Origin of the sequence: Mesorhizobium montanum (assembly GCF_033977145.1) — a bacterium.
In the GTDB taxonomy this organism is placed as follows: domain Bacteria; phylum Pseudomonadota; class Alphaproteobacteria; order Rhizobiales; family Rhizobiaceae; genus Mesorhizobium; species Mesorhizobium montanum.
Window position 1 is genome coordinate 369,731 of sequence record NZ_JAVIJF010000002.1, and the last position, 26,297, is coordinate 396,027.

The following is a 26,297-nucleotide window of genomic DNA, read 5'->3' on the forward strand; positions in this document are numbered from 1 at the left end:
GATCCAGCGCTCGCCGATTGGTGCAGAAATGCCGGCGCTATTGTGCCGCCGCGCTCTCCAGTTCGTTGCTGAACCTGACTTCTATCGTATCCCCTGGCGCTACTTCGGCGTCCTCGTCGGAAGCCTGCTTGCGCCATTGCCCATCGACGTTGCGAACGATCGTCATCTGGGCTCGGACGGTTTCGCCGGCGATCGACAGAGGCGCGGCGGTTGCACCCAATGGCTGCAACTTCTGGCTCGCCGCGCGAAGCCTTGTGCCGATGTCGGCCAGCCGAACCTCGGTGTCCCGCAATTCGTTCAGCAAACCGATACGCCTTTGATTCTCGTTGCGCTCGAGTTGCCTGGCAAAATCATCCTGCTGGCGCCGTGTTCTCATGAGTTCAACCGATGTCTCCAGCGCCCGGCTGGACGAAAGCAGGACGGAACGCCGAACATCGGCGAGCCTGTTGTTCGTCAGGTTTCCAGCCTTGAACAGCTTGGTGACCTGCTCCAGGTCGTCTTCATCGGCCTTGACTCCATCCGATTCATCCTGCGCGCGCTTCATCAGCGCTTCGACCTGCGCTGCGGCATCCTTGGCGCCTTTTTCGACAAAGCTCTGCTCTTGCTTAAAATTGTCGAGGGAGAGCCTAAGCGCTTCGGCTTCAGCCTTCGCTATCCCCGCCGCGAGCGAAGGAGAAAGGGGCGATCCTTGCGGAGGCTGCATGTCGAAGCTTTCCTGCTTGTCGAGTTCCGCGCGCAGGCGCGCGCTGTGGAAGTAGTCCCTGGTGTATTCTCCCCAGATCATCTCATAGTCGCGCCGCAAATCCGTCGGGTCCGGTCCCGCCTGGTTTGTCCGCGCCCGCAAGAGGCTGAAACCCCCAGCCACCGCGACCGCCTGTCGTACGGTCATAAGCGGACGATAGGCCTGCTGCCCCGGGGTAAGCACATCGCCGGTTACATAAATGGGGCGATACTCCGCGATAATCGCCGTCACGTCGCTCGGTCTCACGACCGCCATCTGTTCGCGGCCGTCCGGCATGCGGATGTGAAAAATCTTGGTCGGCAGAATCGTTTGCATCCGCGTCTGCAATTCGGGCGGCGTCAGACCACCGACCGAGACCGTGCCGGCATCAGGCAGCACGATCGTGCCGTCCACCTGGACAACGGCACGCTGGGTCCGGTCGAGAACGGAGGCTATTCCGATCTCGACCGTGTCGCCTGGCGAAATCCGGTAGGCCGTCAAACTATCGGCCGCGGCGGCCATCGGCGCGGTGCTCAAGATCGCAAGCGCAGCAAGGATGGACCTGCTAAGGTTGGTCATTGGCAACAACCTCCTTCGGGTTTTGGTGTTCGCGCCAGTCGAGGCGCGCGACGAACTCGTAGACCGGGCCGCCCGGCACGCCCCAGTTGCTCGACCAGATCACCTGGGTGCCATCGGGAGAAGGCGAAGCATGCGTCTCGCTCCAGTAATCGGAAGGTGGGTTCCGCGTCTGCACCATACGGCGGACGGCACCGCTGCCGTCAATGCGAAGTGCGATGATCTCGCGCGCGTAGGGAGCCCAACCCGGATTGGCCGCGACCTCGGCCGGATCGCCGCCATAGCTCAGGAAAACCCAATCGCCCTTGGCCACCGCGCGGGTCGATGCATGCTCCGCCTGGCCGTATGCGGTAAGAGAGGTCACCTTCCCGTCCGACAGCCTGCGTTTGATTATGTGGAACTTGTCTGGATCGGATTTGCTTATGCCGACATAGACTTCGCTGCCGTCGGAATCGACCGTCAGATCGCCATGGCCGGGACGATGATGGTCCGTCCATCTCTGACGCAAGGTACCGTCAACGTTGAAAACGGCTCTCTGTTCTGTGCCGTCCGGGAGGTTTTGGAAACACAGGATATACGCACCCAGCGGGGAGATCGTGCAGGAACTTGCTTTCCCCGGAACGCGAGAAAGGTCAATGTCCGGGTATTTCTCCCGGTGGTCCAGATCATAGGCAAAAACGACGTCCGCGCCGTCCTTGCGGACTGCGCGGACCGCGATGCGGCTACCGTCCCGGCTCGGATTGCCTTTCGAAGGACCGAATTGCAGATCGTGGTAATCCGCGGATGTGAAAAGGATGTCTTCGTGGTTCGTGCGTGGCGCCCAGGTCGATACCGTCCGGCCTTGAACACAGATCATCAATTCGGCATTTCGAGGATGCCACTCGCACTCTCCCCCTCTGTTGCGCCAAAACAGCGCCACGTAGGTATGCCCGTCGAGAAAGCACATTCCGTTGCAGCCGTTGGCGAGCAGGAGCAATGTCTGGTCTGCGTTCCAGGCTTGAGCGCTCGAATAGCGATGGCTGCAATATTTGGGTCCGCAGACCACGCCATTTCCGAGAGGGCCAGGCTTGGTGATGCGAACGACGCTTGTGCCGAATGCCGGGTCCACCGCAGGATGGAGAAGTTCTGGCAGCGCCATTGCCACAGGCGCGACGAAACCGGACGCGTTGCTCCCTTGGCTGCCAGCCTCCCGAAGATTCAGAAACGCGGCAACGCAAAACAGCACGAATGCAGCAGCAAGGAACCGCGGCCTCATGTCATGTAGCCCATCTCATGACGCACCAGCCCCTCGTTGAGGCGTGCCTGCCACCACGCGATGGTCCGTTTCAAGCCTTCGCGCAAATCCGTTTGTGCCCTCCATCCTGTTGCGCTCTCAAGTCGGGACGAATCTGCCAGCAGCGCCCGAACCTCGGAATTTTGCGGCCGCAGCCGGCGCTCGTCGCGATGGACTGGCTTGTTGGAGCCGCTCAACGCCAACACCAGGCCCAGCACGTCCGATATCGTCACGGCACGCTGGCTTCCGGCATTATAGGCATGCCCGAATTCGAGCTCGGCAGAGCCTGCACTGAGAAACGCCGCGGCTGTGTCTTCAACAAAGGTAAGGTCGCGAACCGGACTGGTATCTCCCACCATGATAGCTGGGCACGTTGGGTCGATGGCCTGCCTGACGATGGTCGGAACGATTGCCCGTTCGCTTTGCCGTGGCCCGAATGTGTTGAATGGACGGAGCACCACGACTGGAACGTCGAACGAGCGAGCGTAAGATTCCGCCATCATGTCGGCCCCGATCTTGGAAGCCGAATATGGCGACTGGCCCTGCAGCGGGTGGGTTTCGTTGATCGGCATGGTTAAAGCGGTGCCGTAAACCTCGCTGGTCGAGGTGTGCACTATGCGCTCGGTGTCCCACTGGCGGGCCGCTTCAAGGACATTTACGGTGCCCAGGACGTTGGTCTCTACATAGGACTGGGCAGCTGCATAAGAGTACGGAATGGCGATCAATGCCGCGAGATGAAACACGACGGCTTGGCCACGTACGATCCGGTTCAGGAACGCACCGTCGCGAACGTCACCGCGGACGAGTTTAAGCTGGCTTCGGACTTCATCCGGAAGATCATCCAGCCACCCATGACTGTCGAACGAATTGTAGAGAGCCAACGCCGTCACATCGGCCCCGGCGCGAACCAGGGCTTCTGTCAGGTGCGATCCTATGAATCCGTCCGCGCCGGTGACCAGAACTCGTTTGCCCTTATAGGTCATGACCAGACAGTCCCTGCACCACCTAGACCCAAATTTTGCGAATACTGCGAACCACCAATGGGAAGGGCTCAAGTATCGCCTGGATGTTCCGCGGCCATGCCAAGGACGATGAAAACACCTCGAATGATGAGTTCTGCGTCCGTGACGATGGTCCGGCGACCATAATAAGAAAGATCGATCCTGGCTTTTGCCGGAAACAGGACTTCCTTGTAGAAAACGGTTGGCTCGATATCTCGAGGATAGAAGAGAGCCTCATGGCGGAACATGATCTGAGCAGGGCCGAACAAGCCTGGCTTGTATTGCAAGACGGCCTCGTAGCCGTCCCTGAAGCACTCCGCGAAAGACAGACTCTCCGGACGCGGGCCGACCAGGGCCATTTCGCCTCTCAGGACGTTCCACAACTGCGGCAGTTCATCCAATTTGCTGAAAGCGAGAAACCTGCCCACCGTCGTCATCCGGGCATCATTGGCAAGGGTCAGCGCGAGGCCCCCCGCATCGCACCGCGGATGGAATTTTCGGAACTTGTACATATGGAAAAGCTGACCGCCGGCGCCAATGCGCGGCTGAACAAAAAGGATTGGGCGGCCGCCTTCGAACAGCAGCGCCACTGCAATAAGCAGCATTAGCGGTGACAGGACGATGAGGCCGACGAATGCGGCAATGATGTCCATGGCGCGTCGGCCAAGTCCATGGCTTACGCAACGCATCGCAAGCCGGCCAATGGGCATGTCGAACGCGTTCATGCCGCTGTCCCTGCCCGAGCGCCGCCGTTGAGAGCGGATGCCAGGGCATCCACTACTGCCTCCGCCACGGGAGACGTTATCTGCGGATGGAGCGGAATGGTCAGCTCACGGTCGGCGAAATCCTCCGTGCGCGGCAGGTGAACTCCGGGAAAGAGCTCCCGGTAGAGCGTCATATGATGAACGGGCGGATAGTGAATTGTCGTCTGTATGCCCTGCTCGCGCAATTGATCGATGACATCTTGCCTGTTGACATAGCGCGGCAAGAGGATCGGCATGATGTGATAGGCAGAGGTGCGCGCTTCGGCAAATGGCATCGAAACGGCCGGACAGCGCATGGCGATAAGGCGTCGATACAGCGCGACAAGTATGCGCCTGACCTCATTCCATTCCTGCAAATTGCGAAGTTGAACCAGGCCGACGGCAGCCCGCATTTCATCCATGCGATAATTGAAGCCCAGCATGGTCACATCGTATTGCGGGGTGCGGCTGTTCAGTCTCTGATGCGTGCCGGTGGTCATGCCATGGCCACGTGCCTGGCGAATCTTCTCCCGCAAGCCGGGGTCGCGCGTAATGACCACGCCGCCTTCGGCGGTGGTCATGTTCTTGTTGCCGTAAAAGCTGAACGCCGCTCCCGCGCCAAACGTGCCGACCTCCTTCAGGCCGGGTGCATGCGCGGCGTCCTCGATGATGTAGAGCCCTCGCACGCTTGCGAATGTCTGCCACTCCTGCTTGTTTGCGAGATAGCCTGCAAAATGGACGAGGATCACAGCCCTGGTGCGGGAGGTGCAGCTTGCCTCCGCATCTTCGATCGACATAAGAGGCACGTCATCGGATTCTATGTCGACGAAGACCGGCTTGGCACCGACATACAAGACTGCGTTCACAGTCGCCACGAAGGTTAATGAAGGCACCAGAACCTCGTCACCGGGTCCGATCCCAAGTCCATAGAGAATGAGGTGGAGGGCTGCGGTGCAGGAGCTGACGGCGACGCAATCATCGGCGCCGTGCATCGCGGCGAACGCTTCTTCGAATGCCCTGACGCGCTCGCCCATCGTCAGCCAGCCGCTGTCAATCACCTTCGACAAAGCGGCCTTCTCCGGTACACCCAGCACGGGGGCACTAACCAAGAGCATCCCAACCTCCCGGCGAACTCATGCGCGCCTCGAAAAACACCTCAGGCCGCAGCCGCGGCGACCTCGATCGAAGACGACTGCTCCTCCCAGGAAATGGCCTGCGCCTTCTGAAAATCTTCAACGCGGCCAATGTCCAGCCAAAGACCGTCGTGCTTGTAGACATGCACGATCTGGCCATCTTGGAGCATTTGCAGCATGAGATCGTCGAACCCGAAGGGAATGCCTGATGGAATGAACCGCAGAACGGCTGGATCCATGCAGTAAATTCCCATGCTTACCAAATGCGTGAGCGCAGGCTTTTCGCGAAACACCTGGACAGTGTTATTAACCTCGTCGATGACGCCGAAGTCCATTTTGGTGACACGCGCCGCCGTGGCGATTGTGACAAGATCCTTGTGGGCCCGGTGCGCCGCCACGAAACGGCTGAGGCTCAGGTCGGTAAGCACATCGCCGTTGAGGACCAGAAACGGTTCGTCCAGTTCATCTCTGATCAAGGAGAGTGGGCCGATGGTCCCGAGCGGTTCCATTTCCTGCGTGTAGCGAATCTTCAGGTTCCATTGCGAACCGTCGCCGCACACGCTGCGGATCAGATGACCCAGGTAGCCGGTTGTGACGTAGACGTTTTCGATGCCGTTGCGCCGCAACCATTTAAGCAGCAACTCAAGCACTGGCCGGGCACCGATAGGCATCAGAGGTTTTGGCAGAACTGACGTAAAGGGGCGCAGACGCATGCCCATTCCACCGCATTGGATAACCGCTTTCATATGACACTCCCTGCGCACATGGCCGACACAGGCCGACAATCAAGCTCGGCATCCGAAACTTCACTTGCCCGGCTGAGTATGGATTGTGACGTTTGAGCTGCCGGACGTGCTCCGAATTCGGCGCGAAATTACGCTCGGGTAGCAGGCGTGTCGTCGTGCATTCGAATGGCGCCCCTGCTGGGGTGGCATGGCAAGAAAGTTGGAAGTTGCCAATGTCGGGTGGGGTGCAACAGACCAAGGTCTGACTTTGCATCATGGTAAACGCGGAGTAACCTTGGACCTGAAAAGGTTCATGAGAGGGTCAATATCTTTTGTTGGTCCGGCCAACGGGCAGGCCGACATCGTCACAGAACGACCGCGCTAGCAAATAACGTTCTGGACGCTTGCCGTCGTCCGCATGCCGGAGATGTGTGCGTTGGGGTGCGATGTACAAGATCATCATTGCCGATGATCACGGTCTCTACAGGCGTGGCTTGAGGTTGGCGCTGAGCGCCGGCATCGAGGACGCCGAGATATTCGAAGCCACGTGTTTTGATGCGGTCGTCAGCCTCCTTGCCGAACAGGAGTGCGTCAGCCTGGCGATGCTTGATCTGAACATGCCGGGGCTCTTCACGCAAGAAGTGCTGGGCGACGTCCTGGCGGCGTACCCGAATACACGGTTTGCGATTGTTTCCGGAAACGATTCACGCTCCGAAATCCTGACTGCTCTCAATGTGGGGCTGCACGGCTATATCGTGAAATCGCAAAGCGATGACGAGGTCGTGCTGGCAGTCAAGGAAATCCTGTCAGGTCGCATCTACGTGCCAGCGCTCCTGTCCCGGCACTTGGGAACGCACGAGCAGGCACTCGAGATCCGCCACGGGAACAGCGCCGGCGCCAGCGCTCTCGAAAGGCTCACATCCCGGCAAAAGGATGTTCTACGGCTGATGGCGGAAGGATATTCGAACAAAGAAATTGCGCGGGATCTCGATATCGCCGAGGCTACGACGAAGATTCATGCGGCTGCAATTATGCGGGAATTGGGGGTTCGAAACCGTACGGAAGCCGCAGTTCTGATAAAGACCTGGTTGGGAACAGTGTGAGCTAATGCATGTCGCCCAAAAGTGCGCAGCGGTTTTGGGATAACGACATTGCATCAAAACAAAGACTTAAAGCGCGTCGCCTGAATCCGTTTCATCGCGACGCGCTTTAAGCTTGGACTTCCTTCGGCGACAGCCGGAGGGAATATCGCAATCCATCCTCCCTGACTTCGAATTGCGAGGAATGACCCACAAGAGGCGTTCCGTCGACCCCAAGAACCATCGATCCAAAACCCTGGCGCTTGATCGGAGCCGAACGTCGGCGCCCCGTTTCTATCCAGTCAAAAACAATCTCATCGCCCGCCGCGCCTGACGCAAACGCCCAACGTGCCTCGACCTTGCCTGGCGCGTCGCCGAGCACGCCATGCTTGATCGAATTGGTGGTGAGTTCGTGGATTATCATTGCAAAACTCTCGGCCGCCCCGCCTGAAATCGTGACGTCAGGGCCCGTGATTATTGTCTTGCCGGCTTCCGAGAAGGGCTTGAGTTCCTGAACAACGAGATCACGAATGGTGGATGATCCATCCGCGCTGTGCGTGAGCAGCATATGCGTCGTCTCGAGCGCGCGAATTCGCTCGACAAGGGTTTCTTTGAATTTGACGATGTTGCCCTCCGGCGCATCCAGCATCTTCACAATCGCGGTGATGACGGGGAACAGATTGCTGAACCGGTGGCGCTGCTCAAGCATCAATTTTTCTTGCTTTCTTACCGCAGCCCGCAACAGTGTAGTTTGGCGTCGCTCAGTCAAATCCGCTGCGATGCCAATGCGTTGGTCACGGCCATTATGGTTTTCCTCGCGTCCCCGCAAGGCGATCCACCGGACCTGGCCGTCCGGTCGCGTGAGACGAACCTCCACGTCGTAATTGGCGACCGGCTGACCTTTTCCTGGAGGTGATACGAGCGTGTCCCAGTCCGCGGGATGGACGATCGATGCCAGATCGGACAGGGGCCGGAATGCAGCCGGGGGCAACCCAAGAATGTCCCAGAACTGACGTGAGCCCGAGATGACGTTCTGGCCGTATTCTATTCGCCAGGTGCCCAACCGGCCGGCTGACAATGCAAGGTCGAGCCACTCGTTCTGAGCTACGAGCGCTTCTCGGGCAGCTCTTCGCTCGGTTATGTCATCGACCACCACGAACAGACTGTCCGACGGCATAGTGTCTGACGCAGAAAGAGAAAGCGTCAACCAAGCCCAAAGTGTGCTGCCGTCCCTTCTGACCAGGCGCATTTCCGAGCCGAACCACGGCGTTTCGGGGGTCAATGCCGCGAGCGACTTTTTGAGCAGGGCGCGATCGTCTTGATGGACAAGCTCACCTATCCGCCGCCCGGCAAGATCGTCTTCGAGGTAGCCGAGCAAGGCGCTGAGGCGTTTGTTCAGCCATAGCAATTCTCCACTGTCGTTGGCAGTCGCAAAGCCCAAGGCGGCTCGTTCAAAGGCTCGGCGGTACCGCGACTCCGCCGCCTCGACCGCGGCGAGCTTGACATCTGATGCGACCCGCAAGGTTTGCCTGGATCGCTCGAAAAGAAAGGCAATCATCCCGCCGGAAAGCACAAGCAGGACTGCGCGTACCCACTCATCGGCGAGAATCTGGCCACTCACGATTGTCCGGGCACCCAGGCCGGCGACCGCCATCAAAAGCGTTGATCCGACTGCAATCCGGCGGTTTTCCAGGAAGGCGACGACAACTATCGCCGGAATAAATTCGAGGAAGGCTGGGTCTGTGGCGCCCGGTAGGGAAACACTTACCTCGAAGAGCAGCGTAGCGATCAGTACAGCCGTCGACGCCAGGTGAGTTCGCGACAGGATTGGACCTCCTCGGCAACCTCATCCAACCTAACTACAACTTTTGGCTTAACCCGTCGAGATTAGACCGTCGAGCGTGCAGCTAGTACGTCTGCTCACTTTCAGATCGCCAAAAATCAAGGCCTTATGAAACCGGCACCAATCTTCTGGCTATCGATCGTCAAGCACGGATAGCAGAGATAGAGAATGAGGATGGATGATCCATGAATCTGATCAGCGAGCGGAACGACACGAGGTTGATCGCGAGACCTGGCATGATAGCGGCTGGATCCGGCAGCAGAACAACGACTGCCTTCGCCAGAAGCGCCTCTCGTAAAACCATCAGGCCGATCACAGCTGGCAAATACGTGCGGCCGTGCCTTGATTCCATAACCGGCATGCTCGAGCGAATAGGCTGTGGGTGGCTTGTGCTCAGCGAGGCAAAGAGGGTGCTCGAATGGAATATGGCCGCCGAAACCATCCTCACCGCCTGTGAGGATTCTCTGGATCCGCCTGGTGATCTATCGGCGGCGTTGAGGAACCTGATAGCAGGCGTGCCTACTCATTTTGTGGCCGGATCGTTGTCCTGGATCGTAATCCGCAACGCCGGGGATCGGCCGGTTATCATGAATGAAGAAGGCGTTGTCACCCCCGATGGGTCGATCATGGTCGCACTCCTCGACCGCCAGCCGAGAACCGGGCCCAATCCGGAGACCCTGAGGAAAATGTTTGGATTGACCGGCGCCGAAACGCATCTGGCGTTGCGTTTGGCAAGTGGCGATGCTCCCTTGGAGATTGCGGAGCGCAGCCGGCTTAGCCGAACCACAATCCGCACCCAGCTCGCGTCGCTGTTTGCCAAGACGGAGACGCGGCGCCAAGCGGAACTGGTCGCCCTTCTAGGGCGCATCTCGGTGCTGCCGTAGAACCGGGATCCTTCCGAATATTCGGTGCGCCTCCACGTTGCGGAGCGTCACCGGCTCTGGGTTTACTTACTTAAAGCAATGGCGGCGCAGCGCGCGGGCTTGTTCCCACGAACCAATCGAATGGGCCTCGTCGATGCGGACGGCGCTCGTCGGATGTGGGGCATTGATCTGTCTTGCGAATGCTACGCAGTTTCCGATAGCAGTTCAGCGTTTCAAAGACTTGTTTTTGCGCAATTCCGGACGGAAACCGCTAAGCACTTTTCCTGGAGTTGCTCTAAGAACAGTGCCCTAGCACCTCACAAGGGTAGCGTCAGCGTTTGCGGGTCTGCACTGCGCCCAGTTTTGGGCGTATCTTGAACAGGTATTCCAGGACGTACTGGTTTGCGATCCTCATGACGGACGGCCGAAGGATTTGCAGTGCGTCTCGCATTGTCGTTCTCCAGGATTGATGTCGGAACCTGGCTGGGATGCGAGCGACCCGCAGCGCACGCAAAAGCGACTCCGGTCTCGGAAGGCCCTTTCTATCCTCGATCAGACGCCAATTGAGCTGTTTGACGGCAAGGGTGACCTCGTCCACTTCCTCGTAGCTCTTCGACGTCGTTATGCTCGGATGATGTGTCGCATCGTAGAAGATCAGACCTTCATTGATTGCCACCATCTCCCCAAAACGGGCCAGATCAACAAAGAACAATTGATCGACGCCAGCCGGGATGGATTTATGTGCGCGCATCCGGCATCCGGCGTGAATTACCGCAGCGTTGATCAAGAGCGTCGAAGGTATGATACCAAGGCTCCTGGTCACCCGTACGAGATACAGGTCCGTCAGGCACTGCTGGCTCGAATAGAGCGAAACCCGGTTTTGCTCCGGCGGGTCCGACCGCGTTACGACCCGGTTCTCCTCCACAACATGCGCTGCGCAGGTCATGAACGCTGCCGACTGATATCGGACCGAGATCTCGGCGAATCTTTTCAGAGCACCCGGGGCCAGCCAATCGTCATCATGCAGCAATTTGATCCACTTACCCGTGCAGGCAAGCATGGCATTGTTGGTGTTCTCCACCTGCCCTCTGCCCCCGCGATTTTCAACGATTCGGATGCGCGGATCGCCTCGCGCATACTCTTCTACAATAGGCCAACTCGGCCCCCCTCGTCCCTCGTCGTCGCTGACAACGAGTTCCCAGTTGGAAAAGTCCTGCCCCACGATACTGTCGATGGTGCGCCGAATGGTGTCCGGCCGGCGATACGTCGGGACGGCGACCGAAATGAATGGTCGCACGGTCGAAGCGTCGGCAGGATGAGCGACATCGGTCATGGAACCAGGCGGCAGATCTGTCCCGCTTTTGTCGCCCGCCACGGGCTCTACCGACGTCGCAACTCCTTCAGGGCGCGCGTCGCTACTCGACAGGAGCTTCATCGTGCTTTTTCCTCGCGATTGGATACGGACTCGACATTGTTGCCTGTGCCGGTTCGGTGTCCCGCTTCAGAAGGTACAATGAGGCTGCGGTTTTGATGGCGAACCCCACCGTCCCGCCAGCCGCCATGAGATAAATGACGTCGATAGGCGGCCAGCCCGCTCTGGCGCCCGCGAGCAGCGGACCGAAGACAAGCACCATCCGGGCCGCGTCCACGACCAACCGCACCTCCTGCCGCCGCAACAGAGTAGGAACTTCGCCGAGCGGTGTCGATAAAGCCTGCACGGCGCCCATGAATGCCAAAGCAGTCATGATTTGGGCCGTCGGGATCCAAGCTTCGCCCAGGAGCGGAACGACAAGGTAGGGAGCTGCCAGCCCAAGCGCCAATATCGGTAATGCGGTGAGGCCTGCGGCAAGGATCAGAAGGCCCCGCGCGATGCCGAGCATATGGCCGCGATTGCTGTTCTTGTTCGCCTCGGCGACGAACACGTTGCTGAGCGGAGTGGCAATCAGCACGATGGGCCCGGTCACCAGCCGGCTCGCGACGCCGAGGTAACCGGCGAAAGCCGCGCCGAACAACGAACCCACGAGAATGGCCGGAAGATTGTTGATGGCATAGCTGCCGAGAGTCGCGGGGATATCGAACAATGGGAATTTGTATTCCCTGACAGCCTTGTCGAAGGCACTTCTCAATGGCGCTCGATAAATGCCACGCACGTCGTCCCAACTCAGTATCCGAAAGCCCAGGAAAGCGAGAAAGACAAACTGGCTGATGACATGCGCATGCACCATGGCTTCACCTCCCAGATGGGCGAGGCCAAAGCCCAGTTGCAGCAGCGCCATGGTGGCCGGCAGGATCAGACGGCCGAGGGCGAAGTCGCGCAGCAGGCCCGCACGCAAGGCCCAGCAATTCATGGTTTCAACGAGCGCCGCGCCGCTCATTCCCAGCGGAACGAGCCAGAACAGCTGTCTGAACTGGGCAGGCGCAAAGCTCAGAAGCGCCTGCCCGACTGCAAAGGTCAGGATACCAGTCGTCAATACGGCCAGCACGATGAGCTTGACTGTGACATAGGTCTGCTCGGTTTCCTTGACGCCGTAGAGCGAGGGCTCGAAGCGCAGCGCTGCGACCGCGCCGAGTATGTTGACGGTCGAAAGATAGATCGTGAAGACGCCGAAATCCGCAGGGGAATAGAGACGGGCCAATATCGGAATTGTGGCGACCAGGATGAGTTGCCCTGCGATCGCCATTGCTGAAACACCGCTCGCCGCGCGGACGATTTTGCCGATCGGGCTTGCCGTTACCTGCCCCTCTCCGGATCTCAGAAAGTCGCTGTAGGACATTGGCTCGCGATTCCGAGAAGCAGCTGACAACTGGGAATGGGGAGCGTACGGTGGCTGCCGCACCTCGCCATCATTCACCTGAATGATGGCGCACGTCCAAAGCCGGCCCGATTCCGTAGTGCGGGAAATGAAGCGCCGACGGCGGATGTGACGAAGCCCCGTTGGCGACCAACAGCCCTGTCAGCGTATCAGCCACGTTTTTGGCGAGTTGGATCAGCAGGTTGAATGGCCCTAAGGCGGCTGCCTATGGCCCGTAGAGGCCCAGTGTTTGGGACGACTGATCGCCCCGTCGGCGCTCACCATCCGTTTTATCCAGAATGTACCTGGCGATGATCGCCTGCTCGACGTCTTGCGTGCTTTTCACCGTCGAGCGTTGGCTTGAGGTTTTCGCACAAATGACGTCCCGCCCTGACACGGCAAGAATGTCGCTTATCGTCTTGAAGACGCTGAGGGAACGCATATTGACTTCGAAATCGGCCTCGAAGAGCCGCTCTGCTGGGGGCTCGCGTTCCATGCGCCGGCGAAGACGGGCCGCCACCATCGCTCGTGGCACCACAACTCTGATCGTGAAATCCGCGACGGGTACATTGCTTAGCATCGTTTCGAGAATGGCTTTGTCCGCATTCCCGTTGAGCAGCGCCAGAGATCCAATTGCCTGAACATAACCCTCGTCGAAGATTAGAATATCCTGGGCCAGCTTAGCTCGATCCCAAGCGTGCGACAGCTTTAGTATGTGCTGCCAAATCCGAGCACGCCAGATCGGCTTTTTCGGTGGTATTGCCCTGAGCATCAACAGGGATTTCGATAGATTCGACCCGCCGTTTCGCGGGAAAAAAATGATCTTAGCCGTGGAAACGGTCGCCGAGACGATCCTCGCCACGAACAGAAAGACGCCGAGATCGAGCGTTCCGGACTTGGTCGTTGGTCGGTAACTTCGGACAACCTCGGCACGGTACCCGTCCTCGCGCAATCGGCTGGCGAGAGCGTGAGCGAAGGTTGTCTTGCCCGAACCGGGCGGACCGAAGAGCTCGACGATCACGGTTCAACACTCGACATGGCGGCCGGGACTCACAGTATCCGCGCAAGCAACAAATCCGCGCTGTCACCGAACCGATATTTGGCGTGTCGTTTGAGATTGACCCGGGTAAGGACGCTCCCTATCGGAATCGAAACTGCGCCGTCCCTTTGAAGCAGCTCCAAAACGCCGCGAGCGATATCGCGCGGCGTCCTATTCCAGCGGATGGCAAGAAGGATCGCATCCGCCCAACTCGTCAGGAACCTTGCTTCCGGTCCGGCAAGGCCGGACGGCCCGTTAATGATGATCAGGCTGTACTCAGCCTGCAGTTCATCCCTGCATTCGAGGCTGTCCGCGCGCGTCAGAAGTCCAAGCAGATCGTCGCCCGGCGCAAGGGTCATCAGGTCGACGCCTACGCCAGGCACGCCAGCGACCGCATCCTCCAAGGTACAGCGGTTGCCGATGAACTCGCCGAACGAACGGCGCGCTTTGGGCCCGCTGCATTGATGCAGGAACTCGAGCGTGAGTTGATGGTGTGTGGGTTCAAGATCGATCAGAAGAACTGGACCGCCCAGCCGTGTAGCAGCCAGTGCCAGGCTCCATGCAAGTTCATTCGCGCCGTCATCGCGCAGGCTGGATGTGACAAGAATAGTATGTGGCGAGCGGGCCCGGGCTTGATTTGGAGCCGCCGCGACCAGAAGTGACATCGCGGCGCGACTGTAAACCGATTTGGGCTGCCCGAGGATCAATTCCCGCAGCTGCTTCGTATGGACCTTGCCCGGATCGGGGAGAAGGCCGATGCAGGGCACTCTGAGCGCTGCTTCGGTCTCGGCCTCACCGCGCAAGGTGCGGTTGAATCTGTTGCGGGCCAGCACGAAGATCGCGCCAAGTAGGGCGAACGCAATCATCCCCGGCGGCACCAGGAAGATCGGCGGCAAGGTCTGTGGTTTGGCCGGCGGCCATGCCGGAGAAAGGATCGAGACGCCTGCCGAGGGAGCGCCGACGCGCCTCGTCAGATCCTGCTGTCGGCTCAGGAGCTCGTTGTATCTTTGGGTGAGCAGGTTGACCTGCGGCTCGAGTGCGCGCAACCCGGAAAGCCGGCTGGCGGTGTCGGCGACGACCACGTCGAGAACATTGGTGCGATCTTCCAGCGTGTCGACCTGAGCTCGATACGTGCTCACCTCCGCCTCGATCCTCGCAAGGCCTTGCTGGACCTCATTGTCAATCTCCGCGCTTAGATCCTTGTCCGCCGGCGCCTTGGCAAGGCGATCCGCAAGATCAGCCAACGCCGGTGTGCCCATGGCTTCGGCCAGCGAGGCGACTGGAGCACCCTGTTTACGAAGGTCCTGAATATGTTGAAGGCGCGCTTCCGTCGCCGCGAGATTGGCCTTTGACATCGATATCTGCTGGCTGAGATCAGCCCTTTCCCTGGCTGCATTATCAGCCGCGCCTTGATCGACGGCCCCATGGCTCAGCCGGTATTTCTCCAGCCGATCGGTCGCCGCGACGAGATCGCTTTGCACGGCTGGCAGACTGGCGGTGACAGAATCGAGTTCCAGCTTGTCCTCGGCCTGCCGTTTTTTCGCGAGCTCGTCGATGTAGACTTTAGAAAATGTGTTGGCCACCAGGGCAGCCCGCACCGGATCTTCGTCCGCGAAAGCGACGGAGATGACCCTCGAGCGCAGTTCCTGCCCAATCCTTGTTCTATTCCTCAGCACCTTCAGGTCGGGATCGACGGCCGCCTGCGCGCCTTGCGGCCAAAGTCGCTCGATGATCTCGGCGGCACGTGACCCTGTCGATGCTGGACCTGAACCAGGCTTGGACGTTTCGGTATTGGGCGCGCGCGCGACCGGCGTGACGCTTTCCATGTCATGCAGCGCCGCCGCGACCCGGCGCAGGTGCCCCTGCGACGAAAGCATGGTGATGTGGTCATCGATGCTGGAATCGACAAGGTCCTGCGCGGAAGACCCACCCGGAGCAATCGAGCTGCGTTCCGGCGGGTCGATTATCAGCTGGCTGGTCGCCTCGAACATCACGGGGCGAGCAAGTCCCACAAGCGCCGCGAGGATTCCGCCCAAAACGGCAAAGGCAAGGATCAACCATTTCCCTCTCGCCAGAAGCACCAACGTCTGGTGGGTGGTAGTCGATGGGTCGATATTTTCGCGCCGCGGCCGCGGGCGTTCCCTGGATTCGATAACTGTTGGGACAGGTTGCGAGGCGCCTCGCGGAAGTTTGATTCGGCTGACGGCGGAACCTGCCATTTTCATACTCCTGCCATGTCGAGTTCGCGCGATGGGATCGTGGCGGGCGTTTGCCTTGCCTCATTGCGCCAGGCCTGAAACATCAACGCGGACCACAATTCGCGTGAGCGGTCCTGCCCTCGCATATGATCGCGCCAGCAGCCGTCAACCTTGGCGCTATCCAGCACGTCATCGCCGTCGCGCCGGATATCTGCGAGAAGATCGGCCGCCCAGTTGCGCAATCGACCTCTCAACCATGCGGCAACAGGAACGTCGAACCCTTGCTTCGGCCGGTCGATCAACTGCTCAGGAAGATACCGACGCAGCAGATTGCGAAGGATCCACTTACCCCTGTGGTTGCGCACCTTTGCATCCGACGGCAAGCGCCAGGCGAACTCCACGACGCGGTGATCAAGCAAGGGACACCGCCCCTCCAGCCCGTTGGCCATGGTCGAGCGGTCCAGCTTCACCAGTATGTCGCCGGGTAAATAGCCAGCCATGTCATCATAGAGAAGTCGTGACAGCAGTCCGTCGAGTTTCGGCGAGCTGTCGACCGAAGCAGGCTGATCATGGCGAGTGAGGCTCGCGGTCGGTGATGTCACCAACCGCTGATACAATTCATCTTCATGCCTTGCGCCGAGCAAGCCGGCGAAACGATTGAGCCGGTCGCTGCGTAGCATGTGGCGCACATTTGCCGTGAGAGGGAGCCTGCCCAGGATATCCTCGCGCGCTGCACGGGCCAGCAGACCTAGACCCAAGGCCATCGTTCGCCGCACTGCCAGGGGAAGGCTTTGCTGGCGCTTCAGCCGGTTCGCCATGAAGTGTCGGCCATAGCCGGCGAAGCACTCATCTCCGCCGTCGCCCGTCAGAGCGACCGTGACATGCTGGCGGGCGAGCCGCGCCACGAGCAGAGTGGGGATCTGGGATTCGTCGGCGAACGGCTCGTCCCATATCCGGGGCAGTTCCGGGATGACGTCGCGCGCGGCATCGGGCGAAAGGCGAAGCTCCGTGTGGTCAGTGCCTAGGTGCCGTGCCACTTGGGCCGCATAGCAGCTCTCGTCAAAGCCACCCTCCGCGAAAGCGATGGTGAAAGTGCGCACCGGACTTCTGGACTGGGCTTGCATCAGAGCCACGACGGTGGAGCTGTCGATCCCACCGGACAGAAAGCTGCCCAAAGGCACATCGGAGATCATACGTTCGCGGACTGCGAGCCGAAGCAGACCGTCCAGCTCATTGGTGAGATCGTCGTCGCTGCCCGCGATTGGTCCTTCGCGGCCTTTCGCGGCGACTTCTGCCAGCGACCACCAATGCTCGACACGCCGGGAAAGCGAGGCCGCACTGCTCGTCCCCGCAAGATCCGTGGGTTTGACCGAGAGCACGGAACCCGGAGGGAGCTTGAACGCATTCTGCCAGATGCATGTGTGATCCGGCACCCATCCTTTCGAAAGCATGGACCCGGCGGCATCAAGATTGAGCTCAGGAGAAAAGAGCGGAAAGCACCTGATAGCCTTGAGCTCCGACGCAAAGACCAGGGCACGCCCGGCCAATGCGACGTAAAGTGGCTTTTTGCCCATCCTGTCCCGGGCGAGGTGAAGGGTCCTTGTCTTCAGGTCCCACAACGCAAAGGCAAACATGCCTGCACAGCGCCTCAGGGCATGTTCGAGACCCCACATCTCGATGGCGCACAGCAGGACTTCGGTGTCGCCGGTCCCGCGAAACTGATGACCTGCGCCTTCGAGTTCGCGCCGCAGGTCGCGGAAATTATAAATCTCCCCGTTGAAGGTAATTACAAACCGTCCAGTGGCGGAACGCATCGGCTGGTGCCCTGCCCTCGACAGGTCCACTATGGCCAGGCGTCGGTGACCCAGGGCAACCCCGGCGTCACGATCCATCCATAGTCCTTCGCCATCCGGTCCGCGGTGCCGCAGCGAGCTCGTCATCTGTCCTATCGCCTCGAGCAGCTTCGGATCCATCACCTCGGGTGTGACAAGAATTCCTGCAATGCCACACATCACGCGACCCTTACATGCTGGGACTGCGGGCGGACGTCGCGAGATATTCCTGCAACCAGGCAGAAGGTCAGCGCGAACCAGACGATCGGGTGGCGGATGATCAGATGTGGCATGCTGAAAACAACCACCGAGGCAAGAAGCACCGATAGCGCGTCGGAACGGCTGCGCCAGGCGGAGATGGCGGCCGCTCGGACTATCCAAACCAAGGCGAGGACCGCCACCAGTCCTCCCTGAAGGTAAAGATCCAGTATTGTGTTGTGAGCCTCGAATGGCCGCTCCAAAAACTGCCTGTCCGCGACCGGCGGACGCTCCAGGTGCGGACCGGGACCAAGCCCGAGCGACCAGGATTGCAATCCCTTCTCGATTGCCTCGCCCCACAGAAAGACCCGAAGGTCGAATGTCTCCTCCGTTGCGTCACCGCCTCCGTCCTTGGTAAGGCTCTTGGCGAACTTTGCCATGTTGCTCTCCTCGGCAACGGCAAACGGTGCCGCCGCTGTCGCGAGCGGGACAGCGGCAACCATCAGCAAAAGCGCAATTTGCCGGGGAAAGCTGGCTCTGCCGCCGCCAGACGCGAACCATGCTCTCAGCCGCAGCCCAAGGAAAACGAGGCTGCTCAGAACGGTCGTGTAGAGATAGGTGTCGCTTTTGGTCAGCCGTCCGACATAAAAGATCGGGATAAGGCTGGAGAGCGCGAGGAACTGAGCCCATCGCTTGTCGGTGGTCACTGCAAGATGCAGCGCCAGTGGACCGAAGACGGCGCAATAAAGGGCGAGCTGGTTGGGATTCTCGGACCACCCACGCAAGCGGTCCCAGTACCAAGGATCGACTCCCGGCTGCTGGATCCAGCCCCAGCCAAGCCCGAGCTGTATCGCGAAGGCGCCGACGGCGATTGCGATCACCCACCATGCACTACGCCGCAGATGGCGCTCGGCGTCAGGTTCCAATGCTGCGAGGCAGGTGACGCTCGCCAGCAGAGCATAGGCCATCACGTCGTGCGACAACCCGGTGAGGTAGAGCACCGACGTGAAGTAGCCGACGACTGTGCCGATCGCCAGGGTCAGCGACAAGAGCGACCAGAACTTCGCCAGTTGTTGAAAGGCCGGCGTCGCTTCGATGGGGGCGCCCGCCAATATCCGGCCGACCGACAGCATGATCCAAAGCACGAGGCAAAGCTCGCCGTAACCGAATGGCAGGCCCGGCACGAGTATCTGCGACGCGAAGGACAAGGTTACGCCCGCAGCAAGCAACGCATCCCTTATCATCGGCGCGCCTCGTCCAAACGGCGCTTGGCGATAAGACCCGCCGAGACTGGATGTGCCAGACCGCCTCTGTCCTGAGCCGCGAGGACGTTCCTGTAAAGATCGCAATACTGTTCAACGACTTGCGGGAGGGCAAAACGCTCTCTTACAAGTGCGGCAGTACGGCCACCCATGATCTTGGCGCGCTGGCGATCCGAGAGCAGGTCGACTATGCGATCTGCCAGTGCGTCCGCGTCGCGCGGCTCAACCAGATAGCCGTTCCATCCATCCTGGACGACATCGGTGCAGCCTGGCATCCTCGAGGCAACGATGGGCAGACCCGCAAGCCCGGCCTCCAGCAATACACGCGGAATCCCCTCGCGGTATTCGGTTGGAAAGGCGAATACGTCAGCCATACCCAGAAGCGCGGGAACATCCTGGCGTTTCCCCAACACGACAATATTCGAACCAAATCGCCGAAATTCCGCTTCGTCGACGGCGAATGGCCCTTCGGACTGCCAGGGCCCGATGAAAACAAAGCGCGCATTCGGCCTCTTGGCGAGAATCTTTGGGACAGCCTTGAGGAGCGTCGGAACGCCTTTTTGACGAGTAAGGCGCCCGACAAACATCACGACTTCAGCCGATTGAAGACCGAATTCCTGGCGCATCCTCGTAGCTGGCGGCCCGAGGTGCCTTGCGGCCGCGAACGAGCCTAAGTCGATGCCGGAACCGGCTATGAGGCGCTTGTCGCCATATCCGAGCAGCCGATATCTTTCAAAGAACGTCTGATCGTCACGGTTCTGGAAGACCGTCGCTGCTGTCCAAAACGAGGCCAGCCACTGCAGGCCGCAGAAGACCGGACGAAGCGCCAAAGCGCGCGGCGCAAGCGACGAAAAGGTCCAGCCCAAGCCGTTGATCGTGCGGACGACCGGCACCTGTCCTCGTGCCGCGAGCGGGGTCAAGAGGTTAGGCTTGGTATCGAAGCTTTGCACGATGTCCGGACGCAACTCCGCTATCAATCTGCGAAGTGCCCTGATCGTGCCTGCTTTCCCGCTGCCGCTGCTGAAGCGGTCAAATCCATAGTGCCTGTGCGCAATCCCGTGTCTCAGGAATGAGGCGCCGTCGCAAGTCGAAACGGCAGTGACTTGAAAACCCCTGTCGCGCATCTCCATGAGAAATGGAATTCTTAGCGCGTGATCCTCGCCGCCGACGCAGACCAGGTGCGGCTTCATTTTGCCACCCCCAAAAATCTACGGTCCGCCTGCTGCCCGAAATGGCCGGAACCTGGATAGTCTCTCATGGCCCGCTATCTTTGCGAGGAATGCGTTCAATCGGCCATCAAAGCTATGGGCGGGCCCTAAGCTTGTCCTCGTCTGTTCGAATGACAGAAGCCAGTCGGTTCGGCGCAGTGATCAGGGCGATCAGCCGGGAACCTATCCAGGTTCTAGCGGCAATGCTCAGGCGCGCTTTAACGCTGCCTTGGAGGAGCATTCCTTCCTGTCGAACGTATGATCGGAGGGTCTAGAATGGCTCGCCGCGCGACGCAAACTGAGGTCGCTCAATGGCGGTATACTCGTATGCCCGGTTCCGTCTGTCTTCCTCAAAGACCCGTATCCACCGGACCTCGGAGTTTCGCAGGGTAATGTCCCGATTTGTTGCGAGCTTTGCAGCTCGGAATGGCGTTGGCGCAACAACCTTGTGCGAGATGATCACCTTTCCGGCGAAGATCTCCTCGACCTCGTAGTTCGGCATGCTGTCCTCCCGCACCCTTGTCCCGCGACCAATCCCATCAACCTCGATCGCGGCAAAATGTTCCACAAAGCCAGGAAAAGCCGTGAGGGCTGCGATCCTACGCGCGCGCGGTGATCGGATTTTGAAGGTGGATCTGACGTCCAGGGAAAAGCGGTTGCAAAAACCGTACAGGACGAGTGGGCGACGAATGGACGAGAGCTGATCGTCGTCCGGTCGAGGTTTACTCCAGTTGGCCGACCATGTCGTGGAACGGCACGCGGCCGGACCGGTAGGAGCGTTGAGTCGCTCCTACCGGTCCGGCGCTCTGTCAGATCACAAGGAAGGAGTTCTCGCCCAGGTGCAGATGCGGCGCGAGGCTTGCAAATTGAGTCTGCGCATGGCCGCCAATTCCGTCGCTGTCGAAAGAGAGCGCTCCTGTGTTACTGTTGTAGATGATGTGATCGCTCGCATCATGTGCACTGAGACCGACGTGGAAATTGCCGGCTGCAAGCGCGCCTTTCTGAAGCCCGGCGAATACGGCGTGGTCCAGATGGATCTTGTCTTGAGAAACGTTGAAGTCGGCGATCCTGTCGATATTGTTCGCGCCAAGGGCCGTGTTGAACACGAAGGCATCGTGGCCACCATAACCCTTCAACAGGTCTGACCCGCCGCCGCCGTTTATCTTGTTGTCGCCGTTGTTGCCAAGGATCGTCTGGCCGAACTCGTTGCCTGTCAGATTGATGGCGGTTTTGCCGCTCGTCTTGGAGGTGGAGAGCTGTTCGATATGCGAGCCGGCGGACAGGGCATAGCTGACCGAGGCCATCACCTTGTCGAAGCCGCCAGCGACACCTTCCATTATTTTGTCGTGCGCATTGTTGACGTGATAGGTGTCATTGCCCTTGCTGCCATTGATAACATGATCGCCGTGGGAAGAATCCGTGGTGGTCGTCTTCGGCGGCGTCGCGTCGGACGTTGACGGCGTAGGTTCGGAGGTTGGTGGCGGTGTCGGCTCTGTCGTCGTCGGCGGCGTCGACGAAGTCGAGTTGGCATTGTGCTGCCGGAAGAAGGCCTGCAATTCCGGCGAGTTCTCAAGCGCGGTGTCGCCATTCTGCGAACCCCAGGCATAGGCGTAGTCGAATGCCGGCGACGGCACGAGCTTGGCCCAGTGATCCATCATCGTCTGCATTTGCGACGTGGTGGGCATGACGTGCTTTCCGCCGGTGTCGGTCTCCCAACCACCACCGCCGAAGGTTTGGTAAACCGGGATGATCTTGTCGATCGGGATACCGGACTTGACTGCGGCAGCCACGGCTCTGTCGATCATGTTGTAGTCGACGCCGGTTGTGCCGGTGCGCACCGGATAGGGATCAAGACCGTAGTAGTCGATCCCCGTGCTGGCCGGATTATAGGTGTTGGTGAAATCCGGATTGGTTGAGGACCCCATGTTCATCATGGTGACGAAGGTCTTCGCGCCTGGAAAATGCGAGTGAATCCAGTCGGATTCCGCCTTCAGATTTGCTGTGCTGGCATAGGTTCCCCATTTCCCGGTCGGATCCGGCTCGTCCATCAGGAAGAATCCGAAAACCTTCGGATTGTTGAGGAACGGGGTGACTTTATCGATAAACGACTGGGTAACGCCGTCATGGGCGCCGAGGTAAACCAATCCTTTCATTCCATCAGGAAGCTCATTCACCTGGGAAACATATTGGACGTCGGCCAGATTGAATCCGGCCGTCGCAACCTCGGCGGCCGAACCGCCCGATGCATAGTGCAGAGTTGCCATGCTTGTTCCTTCTTGTAATTCGGCAACGCCCCCCGCGCCGCTTGCCTAGACGAAAGGTACATTAGACAGAAATCACATACAGATTTCGCCGGTCAAAATAATTGATCGCGACCCGTTCGTTCGTTGACCGCTTCAAGAAAAAACTCAGCGTTTTCAGTCCAGTCGCGCTTCGTTAGTCAACATATCACGAAGCGCGTCTCCCGATATTGTCCCCGATTTCCACTGATTCACCCGCTCCCATTTTGGGACAGGGTCACGATTTCGCTTCATTTCGATTAAAGTAGGCTACATTAGAGCCGCCTCACGTCCTGCATATCGCCCGGACATGACAATATCCATGCAGTGAAGGTTTCCCATATCGCGCAAGGCCAACCAAGCCGCGCGGTTCTCCGTGTGAAAAATCAGAAGGCAAATGAAGAGCAAGCAAGAATCATCCTCCCTTTTACGGACCGCAATGTCGGACTGCGCACCGGGATTGTTTGGGATTGGGCTTTTTTCCGCGGTGACGAACCTCCTGGCATTGACCGGGTCTCTCTATATGCTCCAGGTCTATGACCGGGTGCTGCCGTCCCAGAGCGTTCCGACGCTGGTTGGATTGACCGTTGGCATGCTGGGCCTATACGCGGCCTACGGACTGCTCGACTTCGTGCGGCTTCGTCTATTGGTCCGCATTGCGAGCCGGCTCTACAGAAATCTTCACCAAAGGGCATTCGCCATATCGGTGCTGTTGCCGCTCAAGGCCGGCCGGGAGGCAGACCGGCTGGACCCGTTGCGAGACCTCGATCACCTGCGTGGCTTTCTTTCGGGATCCGGGCCGACAGTCATTTTCGATGCGCCTTGGATTCCGTTTTATCTGCTGGTCATCTATATGCTGCACCCGTCGCTCGGCGTGCTGGCGACCATCGGTGCTCTTGCCGTCGTGGCGCTGACCGCGGTCGCGGAAATTTTCGGTCGCAGGCCTGCCAGGCTGACATCCGAAGCCATGATCTCGCAGCGCACCCTTGCCGAGTCCGGCCGTCGCAATGCAGAGGTCGTCCATGCGATGGGCCTGTCTTCCAGACTGGCCGGGCGCTGGAGCGACGTCGTTCATAGCTACCTCGCACATCAGGAGCGGCTCTCCGATATCATTGGAGGGACCAGCTCGCTGTCGAAGGCGTTGAGGATGGCGTTACAGTCTTCAGTGCTGGGCCTCGGCGCTTACCTGGTCATCGGCGGCGAAGCCTCCCCTGGGGTGATCATCGCATCATCGATACTGCTGGGCCGCGCGCTTGCTCCGGTTGATGCGGCGATTGCAAACTGGAAAGGCTTTCTGGCGACGCGACATAGCTATTTCCAACTCAAGGCGATGCTGGAGTCGTTTGAAGACCCGATCGAACCCATGGAATTGCCCCGGCCGCAAACGCGGCTGACGGTCGAGACGTTGACGGTGGCGCCGCCTGGCATGCCAAAGCCGACCGTGCTCGACGTAAATTTCCAACTGTCCCGCGGCGCGGGCATGGCCATCGTGGGCCCGAGCGGGTCCGGCAAGACGACGCTCGTGCGGGCGTTGGTCGGAGCCTGGCGACCGCTCAACGGTAAAGTAAGGTTGGACGGAGCCCCTCTCGATCAGTGGAACCCGCATGCGCTCGGCGCTTATATCGGCTATCTGCCGCAGGATGTTGAACTTTTTGATGGAACCGTAGCGGACAACATCTCCAGGTTCGGTGGCAAGAGCGATCCCAAAGGCGTGCTTGCAGCCGCCAGGGCCGCAGGCGTCTACTCGATGATCATGCATTTGCCGGAGGGTTTCCATACACGCATTGGCGAGGGCGGCAGGGCTTTGTCGGCAGGCCAGAGACAATTGATCGGCCTCGCCAGGGCACTCTATGGCGAGCCGTTTCTCGTTGTCCTGGATGAACCAAACTCAAATCTCGATGTCGAAGGTGACGCAGCACTTGCCGGAGCAATTCTGGCCGTGCGGCAGCGCGGGGGCATCGTCATTGTTGTTGCGCACCGTCCGTCCGCCCTCACCAACATTGATCAGGTTCTGGTGCTGGCCAACGGCATGGTCCGCTCGTTCGGCTCCCGCGAGGAGGTCCTGGCCAGTATGGCGCGACCGCCCGCTCCAGCCATCCAACGTCCGATTATTCCGACGCAAAGGGGCGTGAGTGGACATGCGTGACGTCCTGCCTCGCGTTCTTGCGTTCCTGCGGTCCTATGCCTGGTTCGATGCTGCTTCGCCCTCCGTGGGTGCGAACTTATTGAAGCCGCCCGGCAGCCTCGGATCCAGCCTGGCTCTCGGACTGGCGGTGACTTGCCTGCTGGTCGTTGGCGGAGGACTGTGGCTTGGCTTGACCGAGATTGCAGGTGCCGTGATCGCACCCGCGACCGTGGTGGTTGAAAGCAATACCAAGAAGGTCCAGCACCAGGCTGGCGGCACGATCAGCGGCATTTTTGCGCAAGATGGCGATCATGTTCGGGCCGGCGACGTGCTGGTCAGGCTGGACGATACGCTGGCGCGGGCAAACCTCGAGATCATCAGCGAGGATTTCGACCGCGCCACGGCACGGCTTGCCCGGCTGGAGGCGGAGCGTCAGGGGCTGGCGACAATGCGGCTTCCAGCCGCTCTTCAGGCACAGATGGGCCAGCCAGGCGTGGTGGCGCTGGTCGATGGCGAGCGCGCCTTGCTCGAAACGCGAGCGTCGGAATTGGCCGGCCAGAAAACGCTTCTTCGGAGCCAAACCGAGCAGATTCAGCGTCAGCTCGAAGGACTGAAGGCCCAGCAGGCTGCGATGGACGAATCCGCGGCTTTGCTAGGCCGCGATCTCACGGATGTGGATTCTCTCTATTCGAAGAAATTGGTTTCAAAAGAGAGGCTTAGCAACGTCAGGCTGGACGCGACAAGGGCCAAGGGTGAGTCCGGGCGGTTGGCGGCGGCGGTCGCGGAAGCCCAGGTCAAGATCACCGAAACCGAGTTGCAGGTGCTGCAGCTTGACGAACAAAGACGCAGCGAAGTAACGAAGGAGCTGCGTGAAACGGAAGCCAAGCGGACCGAACTCGACGAGCGCAAGATCGTGGCGCAGGACGAGTTGACCAAAACTGAAATCCGCGCCCCGCAGTCGGGAACGGTACAACAGTCCAGTGTCCATACGGTCGGCGGCGTGATCGCTCCAGGGGAGTTGCTCATGACAATTGTCCCCGATGCCGACAATCTGGTTGTGGACGCGCTCGTTCCTCCGTCTCGAGTGGATGACGTTCGTTCCGGCCAACCCGTCTCGATCCGTTTCCCGGCATTCGACGCCGGCACGACACCCGCCTGCCAGGGGACGGTGAAGTGGATTTCCGCAGACCTGATCAAGGACCAGCAGCGCCAACTCTCTTATTTCTCGGCGCGCATCAGCGTCGAAAACAAGACCGATTGCCTGACAGACACGAAGGTGCTCAAGCCCGGCATGCCGGCCGAGGTTCATATCAGTACAGGCCAGCGCAGCGTCTGGTCCTATCTGCTGAAGCCGCTCACCGACCAGATGTCACGCGCTTTCCGGTAAGCCGGTCTGGGCTGCAATCC

20 protein-coding genes are annotated in these 26,297 nt (G+C 59.7%); 4 read left to right on the plus strand and 16 right to left on the minus strand.

The genetic code is table 11. From position 1 onward, the window contains the following. Positions 1-37: 37 nt before the first annotated feature. The 6 genes from RFM68_RS04080 to RFM68_RS04105 form a co-directional block, all read right to left on the minus strand. Positions 38-1,300, minus strand: a complete 1,263-nt coding sequence (locus tag RFM68_RS04080) for a polysaccharide biosynthesis/export family protein (RefSeq protein WP_320231376.1) — start codon at positions 1,298-1,300, stop codon at positions 38-40. Further along, entirely contained in the window at positions 1,287-2,552 is a 1,266-nt protein-coding gene (locus tag RFM68_RS04085) for a TolB-like translocation protein (RefSeq protein WP_320231377.1), read from the minus strand. Before RFM68_RS04085 ends, RFM68_RS04080 begins: the two co-directional genes overlap by 14 nt. Then, a complete protein-coding gene (locus RFM68_RS04090; RefSeq protein ID WP_320231379.1) occupies positions 2,549-3,553 on the minus strand; it encodes an SDR family NAD(P)-dependent oxidoreductase in 1,005 nt (334 codons plus the stop codon). The genes RFM68_RS04085 and RFM68_RS04090 overlap by 4 nt, the downstream gene beginning before the upstream one ends. A gap of 68 nt (positions 3,554-3,621) precedes the next feature. Further along, positions 3,622-4,296, minus strand: coding sequence for a sugar transferase (locus RFM68_RS04095; protein WP_320231381.1), 675 nt, complete (start codon positions 4,294-4,296; stop codon positions 3,622-3,624). Then, positions 4,293-5,429, minus strand: a complete 1,137-nt coding sequence (locus RFM68_RS04100; protein ID WP_320231383.1) for a DegT/DnrJ/EryC1/StrS family aminotransferase — start codon at positions 5,427-5,429, stop codon at positions 4,293-4,295. The genes RFM68_RS04095 and RFM68_RS04100 overlap by 4 nt, the downstream gene beginning before the upstream one ends. A 41-nt stretch (positions 5,430-5,470) precedes the next feature. Further along, the gene (locus tag RFM68_RS04105; RefSeq protein ID WP_320231384.1) at positions 5,471-6,193 is read right to left on the minus strand and encodes a nucleotidyltransferase family protein; all 723 of its coding nucleotides are present in this window, start codon (positions 6,191-6,193) and stop codon (positions 5,471-5,473) included. Between the two features lie 425 nt (positions 6,194-6,618). On the opposite strand from RFM68_RS04105, the gene RFM68_RS04110 reads away from it, so the two are divergent. Next, a complete protein-coding gene (locus RFM68_RS04110; RefSeq protein WP_320231385.1) occupies positions 6,619-7,275 on the plus strand; it encodes a LuxR C-terminal-related transcriptional regulator in 657 nt (218 codons plus the stop codon). Positions 7,276-7,381: 106 nt separating this feature from the next. Here RFM68_RS04110 and RFM68_RS04115 read toward each other — a convergent pair whose 3' ends face one another. Then, a complete protein-coding gene (locus RFM68_RS04115; RefSeq protein WP_320231386.1) occupies positions 7,382-8,905 on the minus strand; it encodes a sensor histidine kinase in 1,524 nt (507 codons plus the stop codon). Positions 8,906-9,279: 374 nt separating this feature from the next. Between RFM68_RS04115 and RFM68_RS04120 the strand changes: the two genes are divergently transcribed. After that, positions 9,280-9,978: a helix-turn-helix transcriptional regulator gene (locus RFM68_RS04120; RefSeq protein ID WP_320231387.1), complete on the plus strand. Its 699-nt coding sequence runs from the start codon at positions 9,280-9,282 to the stop codon at positions 9,976-9,978. 310 nt (positions 9,979-10,288) lie between these two features. Here RFM68_RS04120 and RFM68_RS04125 read toward each other — a convergent pair whose 3' ends face one another. The 9 genes from RFM68_RS04125 to RFM68_RS04165 all read right to left on the minus strand — a co-directional run bounded on the left by RFM68_RS04125 (position 10,289) and on the right by RFM68_RS04165 (position 22,750). Beyond that, positions 10,289-11,392, minus strand: a complete 1,104-nt coding sequence (locus RFM68_RS04125) for a glycosyltransferase family 2 protein (RefSeq protein ID WP_320231388.1) — start codon at positions 11,390-11,392, stop codon at positions 10,289-10,291. Then, positions 11,373-12,731 (minus strand): lipopolysaccharide biosynthesis protein, encoded by a 1,359-nt coding sequence (locus RFM68_RS04130; protein WP_320231389.1) that lies wholly within the window; start codon positions 12,729-12,731, stop codon positions 11,373-11,375. Before RFM68_RS04130 ends, RFM68_RS04125 begins: the two co-directional genes overlap by 20 nt. 244 nt (positions 12,732-12,975) lie before the next feature. Beyond that, positions 12,976-13,770 (minus strand): AAA family ATPase, encoded by a 795-nt coding sequence (locus tag RFM68_RS04135; RefSeq protein WP_320231390.1) that lies wholly within the window; start codon positions 13,768-13,770, stop codon positions 12,976-12,978. A 29-nt stretch (positions 13,771-13,799) separates the two neighbouring features. Next, positions 13,800-16,007, minus strand: coding sequence for a GumC family protein (locus RFM68_RS04140; protein ID WP_320231391.1), 2,208 nt, complete (start codon positions 16,005-16,007; stop codon positions 13,800-13,802). 2 nt (positions 16,008-16,009) lie between these two features. Continuing rightward, on the minus strand, positions 16,010-17,998 hold the full coding sequence (asnB, locus tag RFM68_RS04145; protein WP_320231392.1) for an asparagine synthase (glutamine-hydrolyzing): 1,989 nt from the start codon (positions 17,996-17,998) through the stop codon (positions 16,010-16,012). After that, complete coding sequence (locus tag RFM68_RS04150) at positions 17,998-19,149, minus strand: O-antigen ligase family protein (RefSeq protein ID WP_320231393.1); 1,152 nt, start codon at positions 19,147-19,149, stop codon at positions 17,998-18,000. The genes asnB and RFM68_RS04150 overlap by 1 nt, the downstream gene beginning before the upstream one ends. 107 nt (positions 19,150-19,256) lie before the next feature. Further along, on the minus strand, positions 19,257-20,468 hold the full coding sequence (locus RFM68_RS04155; protein WP_320231394.1) for a glycosyltransferase family 4 protein: 1,212 nt from the start codon (positions 20,466-20,468) through the stop codon (positions 19,257-19,259). 289 nt (positions 20,469-20,757) lie between these two features. Next, on the minus strand, positions 20,758-20,988 hold the full coding sequence (locus tag RFM68_RS04160) for a hypothetical protein (RefSeq protein WP_320231396.1): 231 nt from the start codon (positions 20,986-20,988) through the stop codon (positions 20,758-20,760). Positions 20,989-21,295: 307 nt separating this feature from the next. Further along, entirely contained in the window at positions 21,296-22,750 is a 1,455-nt protein-coding gene (locus RFM68_RS04165) for a calcium-binding protein (RefSeq protein WP_320231397.1), read from the minus strand. A gap of 412 nt (positions 22,751-23,162) precedes the next feature. Between RFM68_RS04165 and RFM68_RS04170 the strand changes: the two genes are divergently transcribed. After that, the gene (locus RFM68_RS04170) at positions 23,163-24,911 is read left to right on the plus strand and encodes a type I secretion system permease/ATPase (RefSeq protein ID WP_320231398.1); all 1,749 of its coding nucleotides are present in this window, start codon (positions 23,163-23,165) and stop codon (positions 24,909-24,911) included. Next, a complete protein-coding gene (locus tag RFM68_RS04175; RefSeq protein ID WP_320231400.1) occupies positions 24,904-26,277 on the plus strand; it encodes an HlyD family type I secretion periplasmic adaptor subunit in 1,374 nt (457 codons plus the stop codon). The genes RFM68_RS04170 and RFM68_RS04175 overlap by 8 nt, the downstream gene beginning before the upstream one ends. The last annotated feature ends 20 nt before the right edge of the window (positions 26,278-26,297 follow it).